The sequence below is a fragment of the Streptomyces sp. BJ20 genome (assembly GCF_022869105.1).
In the GTDB taxonomy this organism is placed as follows: domain Bacteria; phylum Actinomycetota; class Actinomycetes; order Streptomycetales; family Streptomycetaceae; genus Streptomyces; species Streptomyces griseoincarnatus.
The window spans coordinates 6,257,741-6,283,742 of the sequence record NZ_CP094918.1 but is presented as its reverse complement, the minus strand read 5'-3'; the positions used below and the strand labels follow the sequence as shown (position 1 = coordinate 6,283,742).

The 26,002-nt window shown below is 73.6% G+C and carries 24 protein-coding genes; 11 read left to right on the top strand and 13 right to left on the bottom strand.

Annotation, left to right across the window (positions count from 1 at the left end):
• Positions 1 to 147: 147 nt before the first annotated feature.
• From mmsA to MTR79_RS28295, 4 genes are all read left to right on the top strand, one after another.
• Entirely contained in the window at positions 148 to 1,650 is a 1,503-nt protein-coding gene (mmsA, locus tag MTR79_RS28310) for a CoA-acylating methylmalonate-semialdehyde dehydrogenase (protein WP_114873802.1), read from the top strand.
• A 133-nt stretch (positions 1,651 to 1,783) separates the two neighbouring features.
• Entirely contained in the window at positions 1,784 to 4,429 is a 2,646-nt protein-coding gene (locus MTR79_RS28305; RefSeq protein WP_244792240.1) for an alpha/beta fold hydrolase, read from the top strand.
• Positions 4,426 to 5,325: an ABC transporter permease gene (locus MTR79_RS28300; protein WP_048457815.1), complete on the top strand. Its 900-nt coding sequence runs from the start codon at positions 4,426 to 4,428 to the stop codon at positions 5,323 to 5,325. Before MTR79_RS28305 ends, MTR79_RS28300 begins: the two co-directional genes overlap by 4 nt.
• 178 nt (positions 5,326 to 5,503) lie before the next feature.
• Positions 5,504 to 6,415: a chaplin gene (locus MTR79_RS28295; protein ID WP_244792239.1), complete on the top strand. Its 912-nt coding sequence runs from the start codon at positions 5,504 to 5,506 to the stop codon at positions 6,413 to 6,415.
• A 102-nt stretch (positions 6,416 to 6,517) separates the two neighbouring features.
• Here the strand turns inward: MTR79_RS28295 and MTR79_RS28290 are convergent, their stop codons facing one another.
• Both MTR79_RS28290 and MTR79_RS28285 read right to left on the bottom strand, forming a co-directional pair.
• A complete protein-coding gene (locus tag MTR79_RS28290) occupies positions 6,518 to 7,783 on the bottom strand; it encodes an NAD(P)-binding domain-containing protein (RefSeq protein ID WP_048457907.1) in 1,266 nt (421 codons plus the stop codon).
• Positions 7,784 to 7,785: 2 nt separating this feature from the next.
• Positions 7,786 to 9,042, bottom strand: a complete 1,257-nt coding sequence (locus MTR79_RS28285) for an ATP-grasp domain-containing protein (protein WP_244792238.1) — start codon at positions 9,040 to 9,042, stop codon at positions 7,786 to 7,788.
• A 169-nt stretch (positions 9,043 to 9,211) separates the two neighbouring features.
• Here MTR79_RS28285 and MTR79_RS28280 point away from each other — a divergent pair, with 169 nt between their 5' ends.
• Positions 9,212 to 10,534, top strand: a complete 1,323-nt coding sequence (locus MTR79_RS28280) for a glycosyl hydrolase (RefSeq protein WP_244792237.1) — start codon at positions 9,212 to 9,214, stop codon at positions 10,532 to 10,534.
• A 32-nt stretch (positions 10,535 to 10,566) separates the two neighbouring features.
• Here MTR79_RS28280 and MTR79_RS28275 read toward each other — a convergent pair whose 3' ends face one another.
• From MTR79_RS28275 to MTR79_RS28240, 8 genes are read right to left on the bottom strand one after another with little or no spacing between them, the layout of a single operon-like run.
• Positions 10,567 to 11,217: a hypothetical protein gene (locus MTR79_RS28275; protein ID WP_048457819.1), complete on the bottom strand. Its 651-nt coding sequence runs from the start codon at positions 11,215 to 11,217 to the stop codon at positions 10,567 to 10,569.
• A complete protein-coding gene (locus MTR79_RS28270; protein WP_244792236.1) occupies positions 11,214 to 12,368 on the bottom strand; it encodes a glycosyltransferase in 1,155 nt (384 codons plus the stop codon). The genes MTR79_RS28275 and MTR79_RS28270 overlap by 4 nt, the downstream gene beginning before the upstream one ends.
• A gap of 1 nt (position 12,369) precedes the next feature.
• On the bottom strand, positions 12,370 to 13,137 hold the full coding sequence (locus MTR79_RS28265) for a polysaccharide deacetylase family protein (protein ID WP_086705272.1): 768 nt from the start codon (positions 13,135 to 13,137) through the stop codon (positions 12,370 to 12,372).
• A complete protein-coding gene (locus MTR79_RS28260; protein WP_244792235.1) occupies positions 13,121 to 14,857 on the bottom strand; it encodes a lipid II flippase MurJ in 1,737 nt (578 codons plus the stop codon). Before MTR79_RS28260 ends, MTR79_RS28265 begins: the two co-directional genes overlap by 17 nt.
• Positions 14,854 to 16,200, bottom strand: coding sequence for an O-antigen ligase family protein (locus tag MTR79_RS28255; RefSeq protein ID WP_244792234.1), 1,347 nt, complete (start codon positions 16,198 to 16,200; stop codon positions 14,854 to 14,856). The genes MTR79_RS28260 and MTR79_RS28255 overlap by 4 nt, the downstream gene beginning before the upstream one ends.
• Before the next feature lie 6 nt (positions 16,201 to 16,206).
• The gene (locus MTR79_RS28250) at positions 16,207 to 17,631 is read right to left on the bottom strand and encodes an exopolysaccharide biosynthesis polyprenyl glycosylphosphotransferase (RefSeq protein WP_244792233.1); all 1,425 of its coding nucleotides are present in this window, start codon (positions 17,629 to 17,631) and stop codon (positions 16,207 to 16,209) included.
• Positions 17,628 to 18,875, bottom strand: coding sequence for a glycosyltransferase family 4 protein (locus MTR79_RS28245; RefSeq protein ID WP_244792232.1), 1,248 nt, complete (start codon positions 18,873 to 18,875; stop codon positions 17,628 to 17,630). The genes MTR79_RS28250 and MTR79_RS28245 overlap by 4 nt, the downstream gene beginning before the upstream one ends.
• Positions 18,876 to 18,919: 44 nt before the next feature.
• The gene (locus MTR79_RS28240) at positions 18,920 to 20,020 is read right to left on the bottom strand and encodes a DUF3344 domain-containing protein (protein WP_244792231.1); all 1,101 of its coding nucleotides are present in this window, start codon (positions 20,018 to 20,020) and stop codon (positions 18,920 to 18,922) included.
• A gap of 322 nt (positions 20,021 to 20,342) precedes the next feature.
• Between MTR79_RS28240 and MTR79_RS28235 the strand changes: the two genes are divergently transcribed.
• Both MTR79_RS28235 and MTR79_RS28230 read left to right on the top strand, forming a co-directional pair.
• Positions 20,343 to 21,173 (top strand): hypothetical protein, encoded by an 831-nt coding sequence (locus tag MTR79_RS28235; protein WP_086704796.1) that lies wholly within the window; start codon positions 20,343 to 20,345, stop codon positions 21,171 to 21,173.
• A gap of 153 nt (positions 21,174 to 21,326) precedes the next feature.
• Positions 21,327 to 21,593 carry a hypothetical protein gene (locus tag MTR79_RS28230; RefSeq protein ID WP_048457827.1) on the top strand — a complete coding sequence of 89 codons (267 nt, stop codon included), beginning with the start codon at positions 21,327 to 21,329 and terminating at the stop codon, positions 21,591 to 21,593.
• Between the two features lie 186 nt (positions 21,594 to 21,779).
• Here the strand turns inward: MTR79_RS28230 and MTR79_RS28225 are convergent, their stop codons facing one another.
• Positions 21,780 to 22,019, bottom strand: coding sequence for a chaplin (locus MTR79_RS28225; RefSeq protein WP_033274638.1), 240 nt, complete (start codon positions 22,017 to 22,019; stop codon positions 21,780 to 21,782).
• Positions 22,020 to 22,335: 316 nt separating this feature from the next.
• Here MTR79_RS28225 and MTR79_RS28220 point away from each other — a divergent pair, with 316 nt between their 5' ends.
• The 4 genes from MTR79_RS28220 (at position 22,336) to MTR79_RS28205 (ending at position 23,919) form a co-directional block, all read left to right on the top strand.
• A complete protein-coding gene (locus MTR79_RS28220) occupies positions 22,336 to 22,608 on the top strand; it encodes a hypothetical protein (protein WP_086704797.1) in 273 nt (90 codons plus the stop codon).
• Positions 22,609 to 22,715: 107 nt separating this feature from the next.
• Complete coding sequence (locus MTR79_RS28215; RefSeq protein ID WP_086704798.1) at positions 22,716 to 22,979, top strand: hypothetical protein; 264 nt, start codon at positions 22,716 to 22,718, stop codon at positions 22,977 to 22,979.
• Between the two features lie 214 nt (positions 22,980 to 23,193).
• Positions 23,194 to 23,463, top strand: a complete 270-nt coding sequence (locus MTR79_RS28210) for a hypothetical protein (RefSeq protein WP_048457830.1) — start codon at positions 23,194 to 23,196, stop codon at positions 23,461 to 23,463.
• 177 nt (positions 23,464 to 23,640) lie between these two features.
• Positions 23,641 to 23,919 carry a hypothetical protein gene (locus MTR79_RS28205; protein ID WP_086704799.1) on the top strand — a complete coding sequence of 93 codons (279 nt, stop codon included), beginning with the start codon at positions 23,641 to 23,643 and terminating at the stop codon, positions 23,917 to 23,919.
• Positions 23,920 to 24,007: 88 nt separating this feature from the next.
• On the opposite strand, the gene MTR79_RS28200 is transcribed toward MTR79_RS28205, so the two are convergent.
• Positions 24,008 to 24,976: an alpha/beta hydrolase gene (locus tag MTR79_RS28200; protein WP_244792230.1), complete on the bottom strand. Its 969-nt coding sequence runs from the start codon at positions 24,974 to 24,976 to the stop codon at positions 24,008 to 24,010.
• 202 nt (positions 24,977 to 25,178) lie between these two features.
• On the bottom strand, positions 25,179 to 25,946 hold the full coding sequence (locus MTR79_RS28195) for a hypothetical protein (protein WP_244792229.1): 768 nt from the start codon (positions 25,944 to 25,946) through the stop codon (positions 25,179 to 25,181).
• Positions 25,947 to 26,002: the final 56 nt, after the last annotated feature.

The window sequence follows — 26,002 nt, the reverse complement described above, 5'->3', positions numbered from 1 at the left end:
ACAGTGTCGGGCCCGCCCGGCACCCCGGCCCTGGTGGGATGGACCCGTGGCCGCCGCCGCGGCGCGCCCGCCCGCGGCACCACCGCACGAGCTGTACGAACGGCACGTCTCCACCCGACGCCGCCATCTGCGAAGGAGTTCTCGGTCATGACGAAGATCGTCAACCACTGGATCGGCGGCAAGACCGCCGAAGGCGCCTCGGGAACCTACGGCCCGGTGACGAACCCGGCGACCGGCGAGGTCACCACCAAGGTCGCCTTCGCCTCCGTCGAGGAGGTCGACGCCGCGGTAGCCGCCGCCAAGGAGGCGTTCCGCACCTGGGGCCAGTCCTCCCTCGCGCAGCGCACCTCGGTCCTCTTCAAGTTCCGCGCCCTGCTCGACGCCCACCGCGACGAGATCGCCGAGCTGATCACCGCCGAGCACGGCAAGGTGCACTCCGACGCCCTCGGCGAGGTGGCGCGCGGCCTGGAGATCGTCGACCTGGCCTGTGGCATCAACGTCCAGCTCAAGGGCGAGCTGTCCACCCAGGTGGCCAGCCGCGTGGACGTGGCGTCCATCCGCCAGCCGCTCGGCGTGGTCGCCGGCATCACCCCGTTCAACTTCCCGGCGATGGTTCCGATGTGGATGTTCCCCCTCGCCATCGCCTGCGGCAACACCTTCGTGCTGAAGCCCAGCGAGAAGGACCCGTCCGCCTCCGTCCGCCTCGCCGAGCTGCTCGCCGAGGCCGGACTGCCCGAGGGCGTGTTCAACGTCGTGCACGGCGACAAGGTGGCCGTGGACCGCCTGCTGGAGCACCCGGACGTCAAGGCCGTGTCCTTCGTCGGCTCCACGCCCATCGCCCGCTACATCCACACCACCGCCTCCGCCAACGGCAAGCGCGTCCAGGCGCTCGGCGGCGCCAAGAACCACATGCTGGTGCTGCCCGACGCCGACCTCGACGCGGCCGCCGACGCCGCCGTGTCCGCCGCCTACGGCTCGGCCGGCGAGCGCTGCATGGCGATCTCCGCGGTCGTCGCCGTCGGCGCGATCGGCGACGAGCTGGTGGAGAAGATCCGCGAGCGCGCCGAGAAGATCAAGATCGGCCCCGGAGACGACCCCGCCTCCGAGATGGGTCCGCTGATCACCGCGACCCACCGGGACAAGGTCGCCTCCTACGTCGCCGGCGCGGCCGACGAGGGTGCCGAGGTCGTCCTGGACGGCACCGGCTACACCGTCGACGGCCACGAGAACGGCCACTGGATCGGCATCTCCCTGCTCGACAAGGTGCCGACCACCGCCAAGGCCTACCAGGACGAGATCTTCGGCCCCGTCCTGTGCGTGCTGCGCGCCGACACGTACGAGGAGGCCCTGGACATCGTCAACGCCTCGCCGTACGGCAACGGCACGGCCATCTTCACCCGCGACGGCGGCGCCGCCCGCCGCTTCCAGCTCGAGGTCGAGGCCGGCATGGTCGGCGTCAACGTCCCGATCCCGGTCCCCGTCGGCTACCACTCCTTCGGCGGCTGGAAGGACTCCCTCTTCGGCGACCACCACATCTACGGCAACGACGGCACGCACTTCTACACCCGCGGAAAGGTCGTCACCACCCGCTGGCCCGACCCGGCGGACGCGCCGTCCGGCGTCGACCTGGGCTTCCCCCGCAACCACTGAGCCCGCTCAGGGGGGGTGTGGCCGTGTACCGCGACCGCGGTACGCGGCCACACCCGCGTACGCCTCCGGGAGGTCCCCCGGTTCGGTCTCCGGTCGACAACGGACCGACAGGGAGACCCCGTACGGTTGACGCATGGATCTTCGACTGCCCCGCCTCCGGCGGCCGCGGCCCCGGCGTGCCCTCGCCGCCGCGGCCGCCGTGGTCGTGCTCGCCGGGGCCGGCACCTGGACCGCCGTCGCCTCCGACGACCCGCCCCAGGTACGCCGCGCCGACCGCGTCATGGCCACGGACGACGGGGTGCGCATCGACACCTCCTTCTTCACCGCGGGCCCCGAGGGCCGCCGCCCGGCCGTGCTGCTCGGGCACGGCTTCGGCGGCAGCAAGGAGGACGTCCGCGCGCAGGCCGAGGACCTCGCCCGCGACGGGTACGCCGTCCTCACCTGGTCCGCGCGCGGCTTCGGGAAGTCCACCGGGAAGATCGGGCTGAACGACCCCGAGGGCGAGGTCGCCGACGTCTCCCGGCTCGTCGACTGGCTGGCCACGCGCCCCGAGGTCCGCCTCGACAAGACCGGCGACCCCCGCGTCGGCATGGCCGGCAACTCCTACGGCGGGGCCATCGCCCTCCTCGGCGCCGGGTACGACGACCGCGTCGACGCCGTCGCCCCCGCCATCACCTACTTCGACCTCGCCGAAGCCCTCTTCCCGGGCGGCGTGTTCAAGAAGCTGTGGGCCGGCGCCTTCGTCACGTCCGGCGGCGGCTGTGCCCGCTTCGAGCCCGAGCTGTGCGCCATGTACGAGCGGGTCGCCGAGTCCGGCGTCCCCGACGCACAGGCCCGCACGCTCCTCGAGGCGCGCTCCCCGGCCGCCGTCGCCGACCGCATCGACGTGCCCACGCTGCTGATGCAGGGGCAGACCGACTCGCTGTTCCCGCTCGGCCAGGCCGACGCCGCCGCTCGCGCGATCCGCGCCAACGGCGCCCCCGTCACGGTCGACTGGCTGGCCGGCGGCCACGACGGCGGCGACCCCGAGACCGACCGCCTGCACGCGCGCGTCCGCGCCTGGTTCGACCGCCACCTCAAGGACGACGAGAGCGCCGACACCGGCCCCGCCTTCCGCGTCACCCGCACCGGGGGCGTCGACTCCACCGACGGTCAGGCCCAGTTGCGCGGCGCGAGCGCCGACGCCTACCCGGGCCTGCACAGCGGCGAGCGGTCCGTGCGGCTGACGGGCCGTGAGCAGCGCTTCGCCAACCCGGCGGGCGCCAGCCCGCCCGCCGTGTCCGCCCTGCCCGGCATCGGCGGCTCCGGCGGCCTCTCCCAGCTCTCCTCCCTCGGCATCGGCGTCTCCCTCGACTTCCCGGGCCAGCACGCCCGTTTCGAGTCCGCCCCCGTCACCCACGACCTGCACATCACCGGCTCCCCGACCGTCACCGCACGGGTCAGATCCACCAGCGACGACGCCGTCCTCTTCGCCAAGCTCTACGACGTCGGCCCGGACGGCCGGCAGCAGGTGCTGCCCTCCCAGCTCGTCACCCCCCTCCGCGTCGAGGACGCCCGCGCCGGCCAGGACGTGCAGCTCACCCTCCCGGCCGTCGACCACGAGATCCGCAAGGGCCACCGGCTGCGCCTGGTCCTCGCCTCCACCGACCTCGCCTACGCCTCCCCGGCCGCCCCGGCGACGTACACCGTGTCCCTGAGGAGCGACCTCACGGTGCCCACCGCACCCGGCGTCACCACCGCCGCGGCCCCGCTGCCCGCATGGGTGGTGTGGCTGCCCGTCGCCGGCGCCTTGACCGCCCTCGCGCTGCTCCTCACCGCCCGCCGCCGCACCACCGCCCCGGCCCCCGACCCGGACCTGGCCGACGTCCCCCTCCAGATCACCGGCCTGAGCAAGCGGTACGCCCGCTCCGCCGACCGGTACGCCGTACGGGACCTGTCGTTCCGGGTGGAGAAGGGCCAGGTGCTCGGCCTGCTCGGGCCCAACGGCGCGGGCAAGACCACCACGCTGCGCATGCTGATGGGCCTCATCAAGCCCGACGACGGCGAGATCCGCGTCTTCGGCCACGCCGTGCGTCCCGGCACGCCCGTGCTGTCCCGGGTCGGCGCCTTCGTCGAGGGCGCCGGCTTCCTGCCGCACCTGTCCGGCCGGGAGAACCTCGAGCTGTACTGGGCCGCCACCGGCCGTCCTCCCGAGGACGCCCACCTCGACGAGGCCCTGGAGATCGCCGGCCTCGGCGACGCGCTCGCCCGGGCCGTGCGCACCTACTCGCAGGGCATGCGCCAGCGCCTCGCCATCGCCCAGGCCATGCTCGGCCTGCCCGACCTGCTCATCCTCGACGAACCGACCAACGGTCTCGACCCGCCGCAGATCCGCGAGATGCGCGAGGTGATGATCCGGTACGCGGCCGCCGGACGCACGGTGATCGTCTCCAGCCATCTGCTGGCGGAGGTCGAGCAGTCCTGCACCCACCTCGTCGTCATGGACCGCGGCCGGCTGGTCCAGGCCGGACCGGTGCACGACATCGTCGGCTCCGGCGACACCCTCCTGGTCGGCACCGTCACGCCCGTCGAGGAGCCCCTCGCCGAGAAGGTCGCCGCGCTGCCCGGCGTGGAGTCCGCCGTCCGCACCGACGAGGGGCTGCTGGTCCGGCTCGGCGCCGACGGCACCGCCCCCGGACTGATCGCGGAACTGGTCCGGCTGGAGGTGCCCGTGACGTCCGTGGGCCCCCACCGCCGCCTCGAGGACGCCTTCCTCACCCTGATCGGAGGATCCGCATGAGCGCGCTCACCGAGCGGGCCGAGGAGTCCACGGCTCCCGGGCCCGCCGCCCCCGCGGAGACCGCCGCCGGCTACCGCGCCGGCCGCACCCTGCCGCCGCGGGTCGAGCTGGTCCGCCAGCTCAAGCGGCGGCGCACCCTCGTCATGGGCGCGGTCCTCGCCCTGCTGCCGTTCGTGCTGGTGGCCGCCTTCGCGATCGGCGGCGAACCCGAGGGCCGCAACACCCGCGTCAACCTGATGGACACGGCCACCGCGTCCGGGGCCAACTTCGCCGCCGTCAGCCTTTTCGTGTCTGCGGGCTTCCTGCTGGTCATCCCGGTCGCCCTGTTCTGCGGGGACACCGTCGCCTCCGAGGCCGGCTGGTCCTCCCTGCGCTACCTGCTCGCCGCGCCCGTGCCCCGGATGCGGCTGCTGTGGTCCAAGCTGATCGTCGGACTGGGCCTGAGCCTCGCCGCGATGGTGCTGCTGCCGGTGGTGGCGCTCGCCGTCGGCACCGTCGCCTACGGCTGGGGCCCGCTGCACATCCCCACCGGCGGCACGCTCGACCCGGGCACCGCCGCCGGGCGGCTCGTGGTGATCGTCGCGTATCTGTTCGTGTCGCAACTGGTCACCGCCGCACTGGCGTTCTGGCTGTCCACCCGCACCGACGCCCCGCTGGGCGCGGTCGGCGGAGCCGTCGGCCTGACCATCGTCGGCAACGTCCTGGACGCCGTCACCGCCCTCGGCGACTGGCGGCACTTCCTGCCCGCCCACTGGCAGTTCGCCTGGGCGGACGCCGTCCAGCCCACCCCCGAGTGGTCCGGCATGATCCAGGGCGCGTCGGTGTCCGTGACGTACGCGCTGGTGCTGTTCGCACTGGCGTTCCGGGGGTTCGCGCGCAAGGACGTGGTGTCCTGACCTCCCGGGCCGTGTGACGGGCACGCGGCCGACCGGGTGAACCTGCGCAACCGATCCCGCGCAGCGGGGTTGGAGAGGGAGACAGGCCACAGGGCAGCCGGGGCCGTGACGCGCGGCCTCGGCCGCCTCTCTCCATGCCGGGGCCGGCCTCCCATCTTCAAGCAGGAAGACAACCACATTGCGACAGACCCTGAGCAGGGGAGTGTTCACGGCGGCCGCTGCCGCCACGGGCATTCTGTCCCTGTACGGAACCCCCGCCCTCGCCGACTCGTTCGCGGGGGGCGGTGCCGAGGATTCTCCCGGTGTGCTGTCCGGGAACAACGTGCAGGCGCCGGTCCACGTGCCGGTGAACGCGTGCGGCAACACCGTCACCGGCGTGGGCGCTTTCAACAGCGCGTCCGACAACACGTGCGTCAACGAGTCCGGCGGCCACGGTGAGAAGGCCGGCGGTGCGCACGCGTCCGGCGGCGCCAAGGGCTCGCCCGGCGTCATCTCCGGGAACAACGTGCAGGCGCCCGTCCACGCCCCCGTGAACGCGTGCGGCAACGACGTCACCGTCGGCGGCGCCTTCAACAGCGCCTCCGACAACACCTGCGCCAACGTCTCCGGGGGCGCGCACGGCGAGAAGAAGTCCTCGGACCGCTCGGCGGACGGCCACCACGAGGCCTCCTCGGGCGTCTCGCACTCCGAGAGCGGCGGGGCCCACGCGGTCGGCGCCGCCAAGGGCTCGCCCGGTGTGCTGTCCGGGAACCTCATCCAGGCGCCGATCCACGTGCCGGTGAACGCCTGCGGCAACAGCCTGAACCTCGTGGGCCTGTTCAACGAGGCGAGCGACAACACCTGCGTCAACGAGTCCGGCCATGAGGAGAAGGAGCCGGAGAAGACGCCCGAGAAGGACAAGCCCGAGCCGCCCACGGTCAAGACGCCGCCGACCCCGGTCGAGCCGCCGGCCGTCCACACCCCGGACGGCCCGCCGCACCTCGCCGAGACCGGCACCGACGGCCTGATGGCCGCGTCCGCCGCCGGCGCCGTGCTGCTCACCGGCGGGGCCATGCTGTACCGCCGCGGCCGCGTCGGCGCCCACCGCTGACGGTCCCGCGGACACCGGGCCCACCCCACCCGGCCTCCGCGCCCCCGGCACGAAGCGTCCCCCGGACCACCCGGTCCGGGGGACGCTTCGTCGTGACGTCCGTCAGCCGCGCACCGGCGTCGGCGTGCCGCCGCGGCCGGCGCCCGCCGGCACCGGCACGCTGCCGCGCACCGGGGCCGCCCGCAGCCGCCTGCGCACCCCCTGCACCAGCGTCGACGCCGTGAACGTCGCGCCGTGCACGAACCGCATCGCGGGACCGAACCCGGGCGCCGTCACCAGACCCGCCAGGAACAGCCCGGGGTAGGACGACTCGAAGCCCCGGTCCAGCACCGGCGACCCGTCGGGCAGCGCCGTCATCGCACCGCGCAGCTCCGCCGACAGCAGCCCCAGCCGGTCACGGTGCGCCTTGAACCCGGTGGCGGCGATGACGTGCTCCGTCTCCATCGTGCGCCGCGCGCCCGACAGGTCGGCCAGCTCCAGCCGCAGCCCGCCCGGCACCGCGGCCGCCGCCGTCACCTCGTGCCCCGGCAGCAGGTCCACCGCGCGCTCCACCCGCTCCCGCACCCACCAGGCGCCCGCAGGACCGAGCGCCGTCGCCGCGATCCGCGTCCGGGTCGCCTCCGGCAGCCGCCGGAACAGCCCTGGCCGCTCCGAGTAGAACCAGTTCCGCCAGCCCGGTCCCAGACCGCTGTGCGGTGAGCGCATCGACTGCCACCACGGGCGCTCCCACGGCGGCGGCACGTCGTTCCAGCGCAGCCGCTCCGCCCGCGCCAGCACCCGCACCCGCGTGCCCTGCTCGGCGAGCAGCGCCGCCGTCTCCAGCGCCGCCTGGCCCCCGCCGATCACGGTGACGTCCTTGCCCTGGAAGGGGCCCAGGTCGCTGTGGTGGCTGCTGTGCGTCACCAGCGTCGGGTGCAGCCCGCGCAGCGCCGACGGCACCTCGATGAACGGCATCACGCCGACGGCGAGCGCCACCGTCCGCGCGTGCAGCACCTCCCCGTCCTCGGCGACCGCGCTGAAGCCCTCGGGGCCCGACGACACCCGCGCGATCATCCGCTCGTCCACCTCGGGCACGGCGTTGCGCGCGAACCACAGCCCGTAGGAGGCGAAGTCCTCCACCGGGATCGGGTGCGCGTGACGGGCGGTCAGCCCCCGCTCGGTGCAGTACGCGTCGAGCCGCCAGCGTCCCGCCGGGTCGGACAGGTTGGACGCCCACGGCTCCGACTTCAGGAACATCCCGGCCGGCATGTGGTCCCGCCAGGACGCCATGGGCCGGCCGAAGACACGCAGGTTCAGTCCGGCGGCCGCCGCGTGCGACGCGATCGACAGACCGTACGGACCCGCGCCCACCACCAGAAGGTCGTACATCATCAGCTGCTCGCTTTCTCGTTGTCGGTCGTCAGGGAGGGCGTGACCGCCCGGGGCGCCGGGCGCTGCGCCGGCACCTCGGCCGCGGCGCCCAGCCGCCGGCGCAGCCGGCCGGACACATGACGGGCCCACAGGGCCCACATCGCGAGGCCCGGGGCGCGGTCGTCGCCCGCCCACCAGGCCAGTTCGCGCCCGCCGGGCGCGGGACGCAGCGCGGCGAGGGGCGCGTAGTTCTCCACCACGAACGCCCTGCCGGTCACCGGATCCCCGTCCGGCAGCGGACGCCCCGTCAGGTCCGCGTGCAGCGCCCGTACGACGTCCAGGCCGGCGCTGTCGGCGAACAGCCGGAACTGGGCGCCGGGGCGCGGGTTGAAGTCGAGGAGGTGGTAGCGGCCGGTGGCGCCGCAGCGACGGAAGTCCAGGTCGAAGATCCCGCGGTAGCCCAGCTCACCGGTGATGCGCTCGGCCAGCGCGATCACCTCCGAGTTGGGCGTCCAGCGGCCCACCGCGGTCAGTCCCGCGCCGCGCGGCCAGGACAGGTGCTTGCGGCCCGGCCCGCCCGCCCGCACGGTGCCCGTGCGGTCGGCGTAGCCGTGGAAGAACCAGTCCCGGTCCGTGCCGGGCGGCAGATACGCCTGGAGCAGCAGCGGGCTGCCCGCCTCCGCGGTGCGCGCGTGCAGCTCCCGCGCCTCGCGGGCGGTGTGCAGCACCTGGGTGCTGCGCAGCCCGGAGCCCGCCGGGAGCAGCCAGGGGCGGCTCCACTTGGCGACCACCGGCAGCCCGAGCCGCAGCGCCTCCTCGGCGGCCCGCGCCGGGGTGTCCGGGACCTCCGTGCGCGGGTGCGGCACGCCCACCGAGGCGCACACGGCTGCCAGTCCGGCCTTGTCGGCGACGCGTTCGGGCAGCGCGGACGGCATCACCGGCAGCAGGTAGGAGCCGGTGAGCTCCTCGCGCAGCCGGGCCGCGGCGATCGCGGTGGCGTCGTCCATCGGCACCAGCACCGCCGGACGCCCCACCTGGGCGGCGACCCTGCGCAGCACGGCGAGGACCTCGTCCGCGGACGCGTCCGGGGACGGCGGGGCGTGCAGCCGGCGCACAAAGCGCGAGCGGGCCACGGGACTTCCCGCGCAGTCGGCGACGACATGCACGTCCACCCCCGCCCGGCCGAGCGACCGGACGGCGCCCAGGGTGCCGTGGTGAAAGGGATTCCGGTCGATCCGCAGCACGACCGCGGGAACCCGGGTGTCAAGCAAGGACACGCATTCTCACTTTCTTCTGGTGCCGTCTCACCCACACGGGCGAGAACGGCACTCGAAAGCCGCAGTGGCAGTGGCACTGTCGTATTTCGTATGGCTGACTTCATATGACTGTTCGTCAACAGCGAGGCATCAGGCACAAGGCGGACGCGAGCGAGAAGAGGAGCAGCCAATGGCCCCACAGCACAGGCGGGTCCGGACCCGCGCCCTGGCCGTGGGCGCGGCGGCGGTCGCCGTGTCGGCCGCCCTGGCGGCGGGCCCCGTGGCCGGCGCGGCGCCCATGGACGACGCGAGGGCCGCGCTGCCGGGCCCCACCGAGCGCCCCACACCGGCCGCGGCCGCCCAGCCCGCGCCGGGCGCCGAGCCCGCCGCGTCGGCCTTCCCCACACCCGACGTCGACATCCCCGCCGTGTCCGTGCCCCAGCTCCCGCCCGTCCCGGATCTGCGGCCGCCGTCGGTGCCCGCCCCGGTGAAGGGCGTGCCGCCGTTCGGCGCCTTCCTCGCCTCCGACGCGCGCGGCGTGGAGCGGATGGAGCAGCTCAGCCGCTGGCTCGGCGGCGCCGAACTGCGCGTCGGCCACACCTACCTGCCGGGCAACCACTGGAAGGACATCGAGGGCGACGTCGGCTTCCTCGAGGCGTGGGCGCGCTGGCGCAACGCCGACGACAAACGGATGCTCGTCCTCAACGTCCCGCTCCAGGAGCGCAACGAGGCGGGCGTGCCCGACGGGGAGGTCCGCGAGCTGCTGCGGCGCGGCGCGGCCGGCGAGTTCGACCACCACTTCCGCACCCTCGCCGAGCGGCTCGTCGAGCTGAAGATCCCCGACACGGTCCTGGTCCTCGGCTGGGAGATGAACGGCATCACCTACACCCACCGCTGCGGACCCGACCCGGAGAACTGGAAGAAGTACTGGAACCGCATCGTCACCACGATGCGTTCCGTCCCCGGCCAGGAATTCCGGTTCGAGTTCACGCCCAACCGGGGCCGTGACGCCGTGCCGTGGACGCAGTGCTACCCCGGCGACGACACCGTCGACATCATCGGAATGGACTCCTACGACCAGCCGCACGGAATGTCCTTCGACGAACAGGTGAAGGAACCGTACGGCCTTCAGGCGCACGTCGATTTCGCCAAGGCGCACGGAAAGCCCATCGCCTATCCGGAGTGGGGGCTTTTCCGCAACGGCGACAATCCCGAGTACATGCGCCGCATGCTCGCCTGGATGCAGCAGCACCGGCCGCTCTACCACACGGTGACCGACTACTGCCCGCACGGCGTCTGGCAGTGCGACGACAACCCGGACGCCTCCCGCGTCTTCCGCAACGCCCTCTGGGGCCGCACCCCCGAGGACCCGCAGACCCCGGCGCCCGCCGAGCCGCCCGCGGGACCGGAGCTGCCGGACCACTGCGCGCCGCTGGACCTCGGACGCTGGGTGGAGCACTGGCTCGGCGGCAAGCTGTGCCTGCGCCTCGACTGGTGGTCGCGCTCCGGGTGACGCCGGGACCGTCCCGGCCCGGCCCGCCGCCGTCACCGCGGAACGTCGGCGGCGGAGGCCGGACCGGGCACGGAGGCGCTGGGCGCCGGTTCCCCGTCGCGGCCGCCGCGGCGGGGCCGGGCCAGCAGCGCCAGCCCGCCCAGCAGCCCGCCCGCGCTCGCACCGACCAGGGCGGTCACCGCGGGTGACGCGGAGGCGGGCGCGGACGGCTTCACCGCGCGGGAGAACTGCACCAGCCGCACCTGGGTGCTGTCCTTGGTGTCCTCCGCGTGCCGGGTCAGCGCCCGCGCCACCGCGTTCGCCATGTCGACCGCCGTACCGGGACGCTCGGAGACGGCTGTGACGGACACCATCGGCGCGTCCGGCGAGGTCGCCGTGCGCACGCTGTCCCGCAGGGTGCGCACCGGCACACCGGCCCACACCTGCGCGTCCCCCAGCACCGCGAGCTGGGTGGCCACCCGCCCGTACGCCTGCGCGAAACCGCGCGCGGACTCCGGGCCGGTCTGGTCGGTGGGGACGGCCACGACGTAACTGGTGGCCGTGTACTCGGCCGGGGTGAGCAGGCCGTACGCGCCGCCGGACAGACCGCCGAGCAGCGTGCCCGCCACCAGCGCGGACCAGGCGGGCAGCCGTCGGACACGGTCCAGGGACGGAAGACGCAGACGGGCGGGGGTGTCGGTCATGAGGACGGTGCTTCCTTGACGTGGAGGGACGGGGACGGGCCGGCCACGGCGGCCGCGTACACGTCCATGAGGCGGGCGGAGCTGCGGGTGATGCTGTAGTGGCGGGCGGCCTCGGCGGCCGTGCGCGGCGCCGGGCCGCCCGCGCGGACCTCGGCGATCGCGCGGGCGTACTCCTCCGGGCCGCCGCGCACCCGCCGCGCGCCGGCCGAGGCGTCCGGCGGCAGGTCCTCGATCGCCGGGCACGACCCGTGCAGCACGGGCAGCCCGGCGGCCAGGGCCTCCACCGCCGCCAGACCGAACGCCTCCTCCGTGGACGGGGAGGCGAACACGTCCATCGCCGACGTGAGCGACGGCAGGTCGGGGCCGGGGGAGCCGTCGGGCACGGCGGGCCGCTCCCCGGTGAACAGCACCCGCCCGGACACCCCGGCCTCGTGGGCGGTGCGGCGCAGCAGGTGCTCCTCGGGACCGCCGCCCACCAGCAGCAGCCAGCAGTCCTCCGGGAGCCTGGCCAGCGCCCGCACCAGCACGTCGAACCGCTTGCCGGGGGCGAGCCGGCCCACCCCGCCGACGACGAACGCGCCGTCGGGCAGCCCGAGCCGCCTGCGGGTGCGCTCCCGCCGCTCCGGGTCGAAGCGGAAGCGGTCCAGCTCGATGCCGTTCGGCACCACCTCGATCCGGGGAGCGGGCACCCCCCACCGCTTCAGCCGGTCCGCCACCGTCGGGGAGACGGCGACCGTCGCCGAGCCGAGCCGTTCGCTCGCCAGGTACAGCGCCCGCACGCCCTGCGTGAGCGCGCGCCCCTCCATCTGGGAGTCGCCCAGCGAGTGCTCGGTCGCCACGACCGCCCGCACCCCCGCCACGCGCGCGGCGAGGCGCCCGTACACGCAGGCCCGGTAGAGATGGGTGTGGACGAGGTCGTAGCCGCCGGAGCGGATCACCCTCACCAGGCGCGGCAGCACGCCCACGTCGCGGTTGCCCGCCATGCCCAGGTGCAGCACCCGAACCCCGTCGGCGCGCAGGCCCTCGGCGACCGGGCCCGGGTTGGTGAGCGTCACCACGTCGCAGGTCACGGGCAGATGACGCAGCAGCAGCCGCAGCTGCTGTTCGGCGCCGCCCACGCCGAGACCGGTGATGATGTGCAGTGCCCTCATCTCACACGCCCTCCACCGGGCGGCGGCGCCAGCGGTGCAGCCGCAGCTTCAGGTGCAGCCGCCACGCCGTGTCGTGCTGCCCGACGTGCGCCCGCGGCAGGGCGTGGGGGCCGGTCAGCGGGCCGGGGTCGATGGCGCAGGCGTACCGGTAGCCGGCCTTGCGCACGGCCGCGACGGCACGCGCGTCGACCGTGCCGTACGGGTAGCAGAAGCCGTCCGCCTCGGCGCCGGTCAGCGCGGCGAGCCGGGCGCGGCTCTCCGTCACCTCGGAGAGGAGCACCGTGTCGTCGGCGCGGGTCAGGTCGACGTGCGTCAGCCCGTGCGAGCCGATCTCCACGCCCTCCCCGGCGGCGCGCCGGATGCCCTCCGCGTCCAGCAGCGGCTTGCGCGGGCCCAGCGGGTCCCAGGCGTTGTCGCCGCCGAGCCGCCCCGGCAGCACGAACAGGGTCGCGTTGCACCGGAACCGCCGCAGCAGCGGCAGGGCGCCGGTGAGGAAGTCGGTGTAGCCGTCGTCGAAGGTCAGGCCGACCAGGTCCCCGCCCTCACCGCGGGCGCGCGCGTCCAGCAGCTCCGCCACGGACACGCCCCGCAGCCCGCGCCGGCGCAGCCAGGTCAGCTGGTGCTCCAGCCGGTCGGGCGTGACGGTGACGCGGTACGGGTCGTCGGAGCAGTCGCCCACCGAGTGGTACATCGCCACCCAGGGGACGGGCGACGGGCGGCGCGCCGCCGGGTGCCGGTCGGCGAGCGGGGATTCAACGGGTGCGGCCATGTGTGAGCCTTCGTGTGACGGTACGGACGGAGCGCCGCACGGTGGCGGTGCCCACGCCCAGGGCGGACAGGGCGATCGGGACGAAGACGGCGGTGACGGCGAGGCAGCCGGCGGCGAGCGCCGCCACCGGCGAGGCGAACCGGCCGGCGGCGAACACCCCGGCGCTGACGGCCAGGGCGGAGGCGAGGACCGGCCGCCCCAGGTCGGCGAGGACCCGGCGGACGCCGACGGTGACGCCCGGCGCGTCGTCGGAGGGTGTGGCGCGCAGGCCGGTCAGCAGTAGGACGGCGGAGACGGTGATGCCGGCTGCGTTGGCCGCGGCGATCCCCGCGACTCCCCAGCGGCCCACGGCGAGCGCGCCGATCAGGGACGTGGCGGCGATGCCCACGCCCATCACGCCCAGCGGGTACCAGCGGGCGCGGCCCGCCGAGAAGTAGCAGCGGACCAGCGCGCCCACCAGGGTCTGGCCGAGCAGCCCGAGTGCGTACACCCGCATCACCTCCGCCGTCGCGGCGGTGTCGGACGCGGTGAACGCCCCGCGCTGGAAGAGCAGTTCGATCATCTGCGGGGCGCAGGCGACCACCGCGCACATGCCCAGCAGCACCACGCAGGACGCCAGCACCAGGTCCCGCTGCACCCGGGCCCGGGCCCGCGCGGTGTCCCCGTCGGCGAGCGCCCGCGCCACCACCGGGAAGGTCACCGTGCACACCATCAGGGACAGCGTCATCGGGATCTGCGCGACCTTCTGCGCGTAGTTGAGGTGCGAGATCGCGCCCGCGGGCAGCGACGACGCCAGGAACCGCTCGACCAGCACCTGCGACTGCCGGCACAGCGCGAACAGCAGCACGGCGGCGATCAGCGTCAGCCGCACCGGCCGCTCCTCGTCCGCGGGAGCGTCGACGGCGGCGTCCTGCGCGGGCGTACGGGAGGTGATCTGCCGCCACAGCGACGGCAGTTGAACCGCCACCATCAGACAGCCGCCCACCGCGACCCCGGCCGCCGCCGCGCGCACCCCCCACTCGTCGCCGAAGGCGAACATCGTCGCGATGATCCCGGCGTTGTAGGCGACGTAGATCGCCGCCGGGGCGAGGAAGCGGCGGTGCGCCCGCAGCGCTGCGCTGCAGTACCCGGCGAGCCCGAAGGCCAGCAGGCTGAGGGCGGTGAGCCGGGTGCAGTCCACGGCGAGCTGCGGGTCCGGCAGCCCGGGCGCCAGCACGGCCACCAGGTACGGCGCCCCGGCGGCGGCCAGCGCGGCCACCGCGGTGAACGCCAGGCACAGCCGCGGCAGGGTGGCCCGCACCAGCTCGCGCACCGGGTCGCCGGGGACGCCCCGGGCGCGCCGGGCCAGCGCCATGCTGAACGCCGGGATCAGCGCGATCGCCAGCCCGTCCTCGATCAGGAGGGTCGCCGCCATCTCCGGCACGGTCCACGCCACGAGGAACGCGTCGGTGTCGCTCCCGGCCCCGAACAGCCGCGCCAGCGACTGGTCCCGGACCAGCCCGAGCAGCGACCCGGCGATGGACAGCGCGGCGGTGACCAGCGCGGCACGGGCGAGGAAACGCCGGGAGGGGTTCGGCTCGCCCTGGCCTCGCGCTCCGGGGGAGGGCCGGTCGCCCTGAGGGCGGGGTGTGCCCGCGGTGCGGGCCTTCGCTCGGGACGGGACGCTCTCCGTGCGGGGGCCGGGCGCGGTGCCCGTGGCCTGGGAGGGGAAGGACGTCATCGGGCCACCGCCTCCTCCACCCGGCCGGGGAGGGTGTCCCGGCGGGTCGCGTCCGTGAAGGCCCGTTCCGTCAGTCCCCACCACGCCGTCAGGCCGAGGGCGACGCCGGTCAGGACGGTCGACGGGCCGCCGATGTCGCCGTACACGTAGTCGACGAGCTGCCACAGCAGCAGACCGCAGGCGATCAGCGCGCAGTCGAGGCCGGCCCCGTCCCGCCGCGCACGCCCGAGCGCGCGCACCGCGCACACCAGCAGCGCCAGCCAGCTCCCCACGAGCGCGCAGAAGCCGAGCAGTCCCTGCTCGCTGAGCACCAGCAGGTACATGCTGTGCGGGGAGAGCAGCGCCTGCTTGTGGTAGGTCTCGCCGGCGCCCTCGATGTCGCTGCCGGAGGACAGCGCGAGCGTGGCGTGCCCGTCGCGGTACTCCGGGAAGTTCTTCAACCCCACCCCGGTCAACGGCTGTTCGCGCCACATGCCGACGGCGGACGCCCACAGCGTGTACCGGTCGACCACGGACTGGTCGGGCGCGTCGGCGACCTGCGTGATGCTGTCGATCCGCTCCTGCAGCATCGCCGTACCCACCCCGAAGCCGCCCACGAGGACCACCCCCGCCGCCACCACGGCCGCCCCCGCCTTCAGCGCCCGCCGCAGCCCCGCCAGGGCGAGCTGAACCGCGCAGGTCAGCGCGGTCGCGATCCAGGCACCCCGGCTGAAGGACACCGCCAGCGGCACCAGCAGCACCACCGCGCACCCGGCCGCCGCCGTCCGCTGCCACGAGGGGGTGCGGCCCAGCGCAAGACCGGTCGCGCAGACCACGCCGAGCGCCACCGCCGTAGCCATGCCCATCACGTCCTGCGCCCCGAAGGTGCCCACCGCGCGGACGGTCTCGCCCTGGTAGGAGGCTCCGGTCCCGGTGACGTACTGGTGCACGCCGACGGCCCCCTGCCACAGCGCCAGACCCACGAACGACCAGGCCAGCAGGCGGAAGTCGGCCCGCCCGCGCAGCAGCACCAGCACGGCCGCCGGGACCAGCACGAACACCTGCAGGTAGCGGGCCATCCCGCCGAGCCCCGCCGCCGCCGAGGCCGCCCCCATGGCGGCGACCGCGAGCCCCGCCACGGGCAGTCCCAGCACCACCGCCGCGCGCGGCGACAGCGGACGCCGCCGCTCGCGCAGCAGCAGGATCACGCTGTACCCCACCACCAGCGCGGACACCGCGTCGGCGGGCTGCGCGCCGTCACCCGCCACCGGCAGGCCCAGCAGCGCGACCACCGCCACCAGGGGCAGCACCGGCGCGAACCGGGCCGACCGGCGCGGCAGAGGCAGCAGGGGGACGTGGCTCACCTGACGTCAGCTCCCCGTCGGACGGATCAGCGTGGCCGCCGTGCGCAGCAGGATGCAGACGTCCTGCCACAGCGACCAGTCGTCGATGTACGCGTTGTCGAAGCGGGCGCGGTCCTCGATCGAGGTGTCCCCGCGCAGCCCGTGGATCTGCGCGAGCCCGGTGATGCCGGTCCGCATCCGGTGCCGGGCCGCGTAGCCCGGGTACGTCTCGCTGAACTGGGCGACGAAGAAGGGCCGTTCGGGGCGCGGCCCGACCAGGCTCATGTCGCCGCGCAGCACGTTCCACAGCTGGAGCAGCTCGTCCAGCGAGGTGCGGCGCAGCATCCGGCAGAAGCGGCGCATCTCGTGCTCGTTGGCCACGCTCCACCGGGTCGCCGACTCGTGCTCGTCGACCGGCCGGTGGGTGCGGAACTTCAGCAGCGTGAACGGCCTGCCGTCCCGCCCGATGCGCTCCTGACGGAACACCACCCCGGGCCCGTCGGTGAGCCGCAGCGTCACCGCGCACACCAGCAGCAGCGGGCTGACCACCAGCAGCAGCGCCCCCGACACCACGATGTCGAGCAGCCGCTTGCCCGCGCCGCCGGCCCGCACAGGCGCGAGGTCCAGCCGCCGGCAGGCGAACCCGGCCACCCGCTCCCGCGCCGGGTACGGAGCCACCTCGGCGTCGACCTCCCACACGACGCACCCCGACATGGCCAACGACCGGAGCAGTCCCGCCTGTTCGGTCCGCACCGACGGCCCGACGGTGAGTACCGCCCGTACCCCGTTCTGGATGACCGCCCGCTCGACCTCCTGGTCGGTCCGCAGCACGGGAACGCCCCCCTCGGCCCCGTCCCCCTGAGTGGCGACGACTCCCACCGGCCGCACCCCGCTGCGCGGATGGCGCAGCACGGCGGCGGCAACACGCTGGGCGGTCGCCGCCGGACCGATGACGAGCGCCGCGCGCGGGTGGCGCAGCAGCGCGGCGCGCCGCCGCCCGTGCACCAGCGCGCGCAGCCCGCCGGCCGCCGTCACCTGCACGGCGAACCCGGTCAGCACGGTGGCCACGGACAGCACGTCCCGGGGATGCAGCGCCGCCCACAGCGCGGCGGCGACCAGCCAGGCCACCGCCACCCGCCCGCACACGGCGGGCAGTTCCTCCAGCAGCGCCGGCACCGGTGTCCGCACGCCGCGCGGGCGCAGCAGCAGCGATGCCCCGGCCAGCAGGGCGAGGAGCGAAGAGGAGTGCCCGGCGGCCGCCCACCAGGCGAGCAGGGCCGCCGCGCCGTCCGCGAGGAGCAGGGGGACGGGGGAGGCGGGACGGTCGGGCGGCCGGGCGGCGGGCAGCCGGGAAGCGGTGCCGGAGCCGCGCGGGGGCATGACGGACAGGGGGGAGGATCCGTGGTCCCGCGGTGCGACACCGGGGGAGGTCACGGTACGTTCGGCGGTCACGAGTGGATGGACTCCCTGTGCTCTGGGTGCTCGACGCGCTGTGTCGTCCGGTCGGCCTCGGCGCCGTCGGCCGTCAGGGGCGAGTGCGCCCCCCTCACGGCCGGCCGGGCGCCGAGGAGATCGCGGTAGACGCCGGTGACCGCCCTCGCGGTGTGCCGCACGTCGTGGAGGGACAGCACATGGCGGCGGGCCCGGTCGCCGAGGGAGGCGCGCAGCGGCGGGTCGAGCAGCAGCGCGGCCACGGTCCGGGCGAGCGCCCGCGGGTCCTCCGGCGGCACCAGGCACTGGCCGGCCATCGACGGCGGCAGGCTCTCGCGTGCTCCGTCGACGTCCGTGACCACCACGGGCCGTGCGCAGGCCATCGCCTCCAGCGGGGCCAGCGCCATCCCCTCCCAGCGGGACGGCAGCACGACGAGATCGGCAGCCTGGTACCAGGGCGCCGCGTCCGCCACGGCCCCGGCGAACACCACGGAGCGCGGCGCGGCCGCCCGCAGCTGCTCGCCGTCGGGGCCGTCGCCGACCAGCACGAGCCGCGCCCCGGGCACCCGCCGCCGTACGGCGTCCCAGGCGCGCAGCAGGACGTCCTGCCCCTTCTGCCGGCACAGCCGCCCCACGCACACCACGAGCGGCGCGTCCGTGTCCATGTCGTGCCGGGCGGCGAGCCGGGCCCTGACCGAGTCCACGTCCTCCGCGGGCCGGAAACGCTCGGGGTCGATGCCGTTGCGCACGACGGTCCACCGGCCGCGGATCCCGGCGTCCACCCCGGTGTCCCGCTCCGCCTCGCTCACGCAGATCACCCGCGAGGCCCAGCGCGCCGCCCACCGCTCCCAGCGCAGGGCGAGCGCGGCCGTGCTCCCGCCGACCGCCTCGAACGACCAGGCGTGCGGCTGGAAAACGGTCGGAATGCGGCCGCGTACGGCGAGCCGCCCGGCCAGCCCCGCCTTCGCACTGTGCGCGTGCACCAGGTCCGGCCGCAAGTGACCGAGAGTGTCGGCGAGTTGCCGCACCTCCCGCACCAGCGAGGGGCCTGGCGAGCGCGTCGCCTCCCAGGTGCGGACGTGCGCGCCGAGGGAGCGCAGCCCGGCGGCGAGCGGGCTGTCCGGGCAGACGGCGGCGACGTCCATGCCGTCCGCCAGCTGCGCCCGCACCAGGTCGGTCACGACACGGGCGACGCCTCCGTCCACGGGCTGGGTGAGGTGCACGACCCGCGGCCGGCGGCCGGGCGGTGTCAGATCCGTGGACACGGCTTCCTCGCTGAGGCAGGTGGTCGGAAGGTGGGGCGGCGGGGTCACGGCCGCGCGTCGACGGCGGCGAAGAGCACGCCGGCCCACGCGGCGTCCCGCTGGGAGGTGAGGCGGACGGACGCCTGGTCGCCGGCGCGCGTGAGGAGACCGCCGAGGTCGAACACGTCGGAGTCGTAGCCGAGGGTGTTGGCGTACGCGGGCACGCGCGAGGAGGGCGCGCTCGCCGGGTTGGAGACGGTGGAGTTCAGCACGTCGTCGGCCGGGTTGGCGTCGTTGCCGAGCGCGGTGGCGGTGTCGCCCGCGGTCAGGACGAGGGAGTCGCCGGCGGTGCCGCGGTCGCCGTTGTAGGCCACCATGCCCACGCGGCCCCCGGCGTCCGCCGGGTACGGCAGGTTCCGCAGCGCGAACGTCGCGCCGGAGTCACCGCCCAGCGGGGCGAAGCCGTCCCACACGGACAGGTGCCGCAGCGGCTCGGCGGCGTTCTCGTACGCCACCACCAGGGTCCAGCCGCCCCAGGCGCCGGCCGTCGACCGTCCGCCGGCCACGTTGATCTGCGCGACCGTGTAGAGCCCGGACCCGCTGTCCCGCACCAGTCGCGTCACGTCGGCGGAGGCCTGGAAGGCGTCCATGCCGCCCGCCGCACGGTGCCCGACGACGGTGTCGGCGAGCAGTTCCTTGTAGTTGCCGCCGGGCTCGGCGACCAGCACGCGCTCGTTGTCCTCGGCCGGCTTCTGCTCGCCGACGAGCAGGTTGCCGCCCCAGTACAGCCGCGCGTACGTCACCCGCGACCCCTGGGGCAGCCGCACCTCCCCCTGCGAGGAGTTGTACGTGTTGGGGTCGTCGTCGACGTCGACGTAGTGCATGTCGAAGTCGCCGTTCACCCCCGGCCGCGTGCCGTTCTGCACCGAGCGGCAGGAGGACGCCGAGGTACGGCAGGTGGCGGAGGAGTTGGCCGCGCGCACGATGCCGCCGTGCTGAAGGGCCCGGTAGCGCTCGCCGAAGGGGAGTGCCTCCGCCTCCGGAGCCGGCGCGGAGGGCGCGGCGGTCGCGGCGACGGCGGTGGGGCCGCAGGGCGCCCAGAGCGCGGTCAGGGCGAGGACGCCCAACGTCGCACGGCGAAGCAGCTGACCCAGGGTTTGGCGCATGACCGTTCGGAGCCTTTCGCAAAAGGGTGGCGGCGGCAGGGCAGCGGGGACGAGTGCGATGCGGCCGCCCAAGGAAGGTGCGTCGGAGCACCGCAACTCTAGTCACGAAACGGACAAACACGTTGAAATTCGCCTAAGGGTGGCAAGTGTGTTGGAATCGTGAAGCCGGGTTTGCCGCGCCCGCGCACCCGCACCACGCCTGATCTGCCGGAACGCGCAGCAGGGTGAGGCGGCCCGGACCGAAAGGCGTACGCCCGGTTGCGGGGCGTCGCGGGCGCTTCGACGGTGGGTCCAAGATCCGAAGCCCGCGAAAGGACTCTCCATGCGCGCTCTGCCGGCCCGGCGCATCGCACTCGGCGCCCTGTGCGCCGCCCTCCTGGTCACCACCACCGGCCCGGCCGCCCTCGCGGCGGGCTCCCACCCCGGGCAGGACCCGGCGGCATCACTCGCCGCGCGGCTGCCGCAGACCGAAACGGCCCGGACGGACCTGGCCCCGGTCACCGACCTGGTCCACGCGGTCCTGTCCGCCCCCGGCGGCCAACTCCCCCTGGCGGAGGCCCAGCGTCTCGCGGCGGCGGCACGGGAGGCGGTCGCCCGGGCGGCGGCCGACGACCCGTCGTCGACGTCGGTCACGGTGATCAACAGCTCCTCGACCCCCGCCACCCCGGCACTGCCCGGCGCCACGACCCCCACGACGGGCGTCCTGCTGCCCACGGCCGAGGAGGACACCACCCCGGCCGCCACCACGGACAGCCTCCTGGGCGCCGTACGGGAGGCCTTGGACAACCTCCTGGACCTGCTGCTCCCGCAGTCCGACCCGGCCGGCGCGGACAGCGCGTCGACCACGACCACCGAGCCCAGCGGCACGTCGACGACGGAGACGGACGACACGAGCACCACGGACATCACGGAGTCGGTGGACGGCTTCCCCGCCGACGAGGCGGTCGACGCGGCGCTGACGTCGACCGACGCGCTGCTGGCACGGGTGGACGAACTCCTCGCCGCCCTGGCCGGTACCGACGTGCAGACCGCCACGACGCTGCCGGCCCCCGCGGCCCCGGCGGCCTCCTCGGATGCGGCGGCCCCCGCCGAGCCCGCTGCGGCACCGGGCCTGCTGCCCGCGCTCACCTCACTCCTGACACCGAATTCCTGACGTACGACCGGAGCGTCGGACACCCCATCAGTTCATAGAACTCGTATGAGGACTCGGCAATCTTCGATTTCCTGGTTTCCGCTCCGGCCGGGGATCGTTGTGCACGGCGACAGAACCACTCCGGCGACTTGCGTTGCCGAAGAAAGGAACACGATGAAGTCCCTGAAGGCTGCCGCCGTCCTTGCCGGGTCCCTGATCGCCGCCGGCGTCGCCGCGCCCGCGTACGCCGACTCGACCGACCTGGCGTCCACCGGCCTCGACACGGGCCTGCGCACCGCGGTTCCCTTCGAGCTGATGCCGCTGCAGGACTCGGACACGCTCGAGACCGACCAGGAGTCGGTGATGGGCACGGCGAAGGAGGCCGCGGCCCTCGTGAACGACGCCAAGCCGGTGCGCGGCGACGTGGGACTGCGCGCCTGACGCCACGCCGGAGAACTGCGGCCCCCGGTGCTCGGCACCGGGGGCCGAATTCTTTTTCACGCGACCGTGGTTGACGTTCTGCACGCGTACACCGGGACGGGAACGTGCAGGAGCCCCGGGGCTCGAGGCCTCCGGGGCTCCTGGGTGCTGCGCCGGGCGTCCCTGGGATCGTGGACCGCCGCGACGTTACTTGTTGACGCAGTAGTTGCCGAAGGCGGGGTTCAGGGCACCGATCACGTTCACGGTGTTTCCGCAGACGTTCACGGGGATGTGGATCGGAGCCTGAATCACGTTGCCCGACACGACGCCGGGCGAGTGGACCGCCGCACCCTCGGCGCCCGAGTGGGCCGAGGCCAGACCGGCGCTGCCCAGAACCACGGCACCGGTGCCGAGAGCGATTGCGCCGACCTTGGCGATGTGAGACATCACGTTCTCCTTACTGACTGGTTAAGCGCGGCAGCACGACTAGCGCCGCACGCACCGCTCAACGCGGGACGGCGGCGCGGGTCACGGGGAATGTCCAGAGATCACTCTTTGATGCGCGTTTGTTCCTGATGGTGAGTCAGGCACACCGTGTCGTTCGCCCGTCTGATGCCATCAGGCACCTCTCTGACCTGGAAGTTTGCGGAAAACGTGCGCATCTGGGCGTTTCGGCTATCAAAAGCCGCAAACGTCGCTTACGTTAACAGCGTTCGGTGACCGGTCCACTACGGACTGTGTCCGCTCGAGAAACGGAGAGGTAATGCGTAAGTTCCAGAAGGCTGCGGTCGTCGTGGCCATGCTCGGCACCGTCGGGTTCGCCGGTTCCGGCGTCAGCTACGCCGGTGAGGGCCCGGAGTTCGAGTTCAACAACGAGCAGACGACGGTCTGCCCCCAGGACAACTCGGTCCTGGGTCTGGTCGCGATCGACGACGTCAACGCCGGCGTCGGCGCCCTCCTCGGCCTCGGTGCCGCGGAGAACAGCGAGGTCAACTCGATCGCGTGTGCCTCCAGCGTGGCTCTGGGCGGTCACTGACCACTGTCGGGTGGCTGAGGGCAGGTCCCGAGTCTCGTCCTTTCGTGGTCCGAGACCCGGGCCTGCCCGGCCCGGCCGCTGTTCCGGGACTGTCGAAGAAAAGGTGCATGGTGAAGTCGAAGAAGATCGCGACGGCGGCGATGGGCGTTCTGGGCGGCCTCGCTCTGCTCGCATTCGGCGCGGTGCAGGCCGTGGGTGCTGAAAATCCCGGGACGTGCACGGAGGACGAGAACGGAAAAGTTCGTTGCGTCCAGGTGAGTGAATACCGCGTCACGGAGACGGACAACGGCGTCCGTGTCGACAACAAGACGTCGCAAAGCTGCTCCGGCAAAGGTGAGCTCACCTGCGCCAGCAACCTTGTCGTGGGCTGAACGCTCGACAGGGAATGGTGTGCCGGTGATCGCGCGGTCGGTTCATGAATTCGGTGGTCGGATTTTCTGAGCGGGCGACAGCGGCACAAGGCGAATTTTCTTACTCAAACGCCATTCGGCGTTTCGCTATCAATTTCCGCAAGGGGTCGTTCTAGTTTGGCGGCCGTCACTGACCGGTCCGTTCGGGCCGTGTCAATCGAAGAATGGAGAGGCAATGCGTAAGTTCCAGAAGGCTGCGGTCGTTGTGGCCATGCTCGGCAGCGTCGGCTTCCTCGGCGCGGGCGTCAGCCACGCCGGCGACGACCCGGCCGTGGAGCTGAACAACAAGCAGTCGACCGCTTGCCCCCAGGACAACTCGGCGAAGGGGCTCATCGTGATCGATGACATCAACCTGGCCGTCGGCATCCTGGGGCTGGGTATCGCCGAGAACAGCGAGACGAACTCCATCGAGTGCGCCAGCAGCTTCGCCGTCGCCGGCGAGTGATCACTGCAAGGTGATCCGGGCAGGCTCCGGGGTCCTGTCGTCCATCGGGCGACGCGGACTCCGGAGCCTGCCCGGTTCTTTTAGTGAGCCGGGTATTCAGAGTTGAGCCAGGTATTCAAGGTGTCGACAAGCGGCGTCGCCGTCGGTCGAGGCGGAGCCGAGTTGAGGAACAGGTAGATGTTCAAGTCCAAGAAGATGTCAGCGGTGGCCGCGGTTCTCGGAGGTGTCGTCCTCCTCGGCATCGGAGGCGGCCGGTCCGTCGCCGCCGAGAGCCCGTCCACGTGCTCCGACGACGGCCAGGGCAACGTCCTGTGCAGGGACACCGGTGAACGCGAGTTCACCAGCAAGACCTACGGGAAGGTCCGCATGGTCAACGACGTGCGGCAGAGCTGTTCCGGTGAGCGGGCCGACGTCTCCTGCGGGACCAGCCTCAGCGTCGACGGGCAGGAGCTCTGACGGTCGTCGCCAGGCATCAGGAAGGGCCGGGACCCTACGGGGGGTCCCGGCCCTTCCTGATGCCTGGAGCGCTCGGACCTTCCGGGTGTCACACCTGGGCGAGGGTGTGGTCGGTGCAGGGCGCCTCCACCTCGGTGCAGTACGGCAGCCCCTCCACGGTGCGGTCCGTGCAGAAGCGGGCGATCAGGTCCGCCGACTCCTCCCGGCGTTCGACCGTGACGAGGTGGTCCGCCTCCTTCACGGTGGTGAACAGCGCCCCCGGCATCGTCGCCGCGAACTCCCGCCCCATGTCCGGGGTGCACAGCGTGTCGTACTCCCCGGTGAACACCAGCGTCGGCACCCGCGGCACCGGCAGCGGCTCGTAGCACCCGTGCGTCACCAACCGGATGTTGTGCTCCACGGCCTTCCTGATGTCGTCCGGCGTCTGGTTCATGAACTGCCGCTGGAGCAACCGGGCCACAGCCGCGTGCCGGCGGACCTTCCCGGCCTCCGGGTTCGACATGAAAAGCCGCACCAGCCCCTCCGCGGCCCCCTCGATGTCACCCCGCTCCAGTGTCTGCGTCAGCCGTGGCACGGCCTCGCTGTACAGCTCGGGCAGCCTGTTCGCCGCGGCCCCGAAGACGATGCGCCGGACCGACCGCGGATGACGCTGCGCGAACCGCAGCCCGACGACCTCGCCGAAGCAGCCGCCGAAGAGATTCACCTCGGGTACGCCGAGCTCCGTCAGCATGTGCTGCACCGCGTCCCCGAGGAAGCCGATGTCGTAGGAGGCCGGGAGGAAGTCCGAACTGCCGTATCCGGGGAGGTCCACCGTGATCAGCGTGCAGAGCGGCGCCAGCCACTTCTCGTGGCCCTGCCAGGAGTACCGGTCCTGCGACGAGCCGCCCAGCAGCAGCAACGGCGCCGTCTGCGGCGCGCCCTGCCGGACGATCCGGCAGGTGTACCGGAACCCCCCGAACACCAGCTCGCGCTCCTCCGCTCGCTCGGGCGCTGAGGGAACGGGCCGGGAACCCTCCGCACGGGGTGGGGCCTGGGCGGCGATGACGGCAGTGCGCATGAGCGGCTCCGGGAAAGGCGGAACGGAACGATGGTGAACCGTTCCATCCTTACCAGTGAACTCACTATTCAGGCGTAACCACCCAATTGTGGGCGATCCCGGACAATGTGACTGCTCGGTGCGGGTGTTCGCCCGCCCGGGGCAGGGCGGTGAAGGCCCGCGTGGGGGAGCGCATCCGCGCGCGAGCGCCCCCCGGCGGCGCCTAACGGACGACCGCGTAGTCCCCGGACGACGCCTTCGCGCCGGAGGTGGAGTTGCCGTAGTACACCCAGCGCCAGGTGCCGGACCTGGTGGCCTTCACCGTGGTCCTGAGCACACCCGTCCTGTCGGACTTCACCTTTCTGACGGTGGTGTACGCCTTGGCCCCCGCCGCCTTGAACTGGAGGCTCACGGTGCGGCCCGCGTACGCCTGGTACTTGTGCGTGTCCCAGTTGGCCCGGGTGACCTTCCCGGTCACGGTGAGCGTCCTGCCCTTCCGGACCGGCTCCGGCGAGGCGTTGACGGTGACACGGGTGGCCCGCTTGACCTGGAGCGGGACCTTCACGTCGTCGATGTCGTGCTTGTCACCGGCGAGCCAGACGCGGCCGGCGGTCTTCCATGCGCCCGCGTCCTCGTTGCCGAAGTCGTGGTGGCGCGGGTCGATGTACAGCCGTTCCTCGTAGTCGCAGATCCCCTTCGCCCGGTTCACCACCTTGCAGTCGGAGTTCTCGATCGTGTTCCACAACTGGTCGCCTGACTCGAGGCTGCCGCGGTAGGGGAACACGACCACCCCCGGGTCGTGCTTGAGCTTGGTCGTCATCCGGAAGGTCGCGTGCACCACGACCTCCTCCTTGACCCCGATCACGATCGGCTTGCCGCCGTTCACCTTGACGTTGCTGAAGGAGACCCCTCCCTCGGCCGCGCCCGCCGGTACCGCGGAGACCGCCGTGAACGCGATCGCGGCCCCGCCGGCCGCCAACGCGCTTCCCATGGCCCTTCTCGTCCTCAAGTGCCCTCCCTTTCACCTGTGCCCGCTGTGGTGTTCAG

Coding starts and splice junctions, on each gene's coding strand:
- MTR79_RS28260 (WP_244792235.1), bottom strand. CDS start 14,857: ATGACGTCCTTCCCCTCCCAGGCCACGGGCACCGCGCCCGGCCCCCGC.
- MTR79_RS28210 (WP_048457830.1), top strand. CDS start 23,194: ATGCGTAAGTTCCAGAAGGCTGCGGTCGTTGTGGCCATGCTCGGCAGC.
- MTR79_RS28230 (WP_048457827.1), top strand. CDS start 21,327: ATGAAGTCCCTGAAGGCTGCCGCCGTCCTTGCCGGGTCCCTGATCGCC.
- MTR79_RS28205 (WP_086704799.1), top strand. CDS start 23,641: ATGTTCAAGTCCAAGAAGATGTCAGCGGTGGCCGCGGTTCTCGGAGGT.
- MTR79_RS28300 (WP_048457815.1), top strand. CDS start 4,426: ATGAGCGCGCTCACCGAGCGGGCCGAGGAGTCCACGGCTCCCGGGCCC.
- mmsA (WP_114873802.1), top strand. CDS start 148: ATGACGAAGATCGTCAACCACTGGATCGGCGGCAAGACCGCCGAAGGC.
- MTR79_RS28220 (WP_086704797.1), top strand. CDS start 22,336: ATGCGTAAGTTCCAGAAGGCTGCGGTCGTCGTGGCCATGCTCGGCACC.
- MTR79_RS28305 (WP_244792240.1), top strand. CDS start 1,784: ATGGATCTTCGACTGCCCCGCCTCCGGCGGCCGCGGCCCCGGCGTGCC.
- MTR79_RS28275 (WP_048457819.1), bottom strand. CDS start 11,217: ATGACCGACACCCCCGCCCGTCTGCGTCTTCCGTCCCTGGACCGTGTC.
- MTR79_RS28290 (WP_048457907.1), bottom strand. CDS start 7,783: ATGTACGACCTTCTGGTGGTGGGCGCGGGTCCGTACGGTCTGTCGATC.
- MTR79_RS28280 (WP_244792237.1), top strand. CDS start 9,212: ATGGCCCCACAGCACAGGCGGGTCCGGACCCGCGCCCTGGCCGTGGGC.
- MTR79_RS28240 (WP_244792231.1), bottom strand. CDS start 20,020: ATGCGCCAAACCCTGGGTCAGCTGCTTCGCCGTGCGACGTTGGGCGTC.
- MTR79_RS28195 (WP_244792229.1), bottom strand. CDS start 25,946: ATGGGAAGCGCGTTGGCGGCCGGCGGGGCCGCGATCGCGTTCACGGCG.
- MTR79_RS28235 (WP_086704796.1), top strand. CDS start 20,343: ATGCGCGCTCTGCCGGCCCGGCGCATCGCACTCGGCGCCCTGTGCGCC.
- MTR79_RS28215 (WP_086704798.1), top strand. CDS start 22,716: ATGGTGAAGTCGAAGAAGATCGCGACGGCGGCGATGGGCGTTCTGGGC.
- MTR79_RS28225 (WP_033274638.1), bottom strand. CDS start 22,019: ATGTCTCACATCGCCAAGGTCGGCGCAATCGCTCTCGGCACCGGTGCC.
- MTR79_RS28270 (WP_244792236.1), bottom strand. CDS start 12,368: ATGAGGGCACTGCACATCATCACCGGTCTCGGCGTGGGCGGCGCCGAA.
- MTR79_RS28265 (WP_086705272.1), bottom strand. CDS start 13,137: ATGGCCGCACCCGTTGAATCCCCGCTCGCCGACCGGCACCCGGCGGCG.
- MTR79_RS28200 (WP_244792230.1), bottom strand. CDS start 24,976: ATGCGCACTGCCGTCATCGCCGCCCAGGCCCCACCCCGTGCGGAGGGT.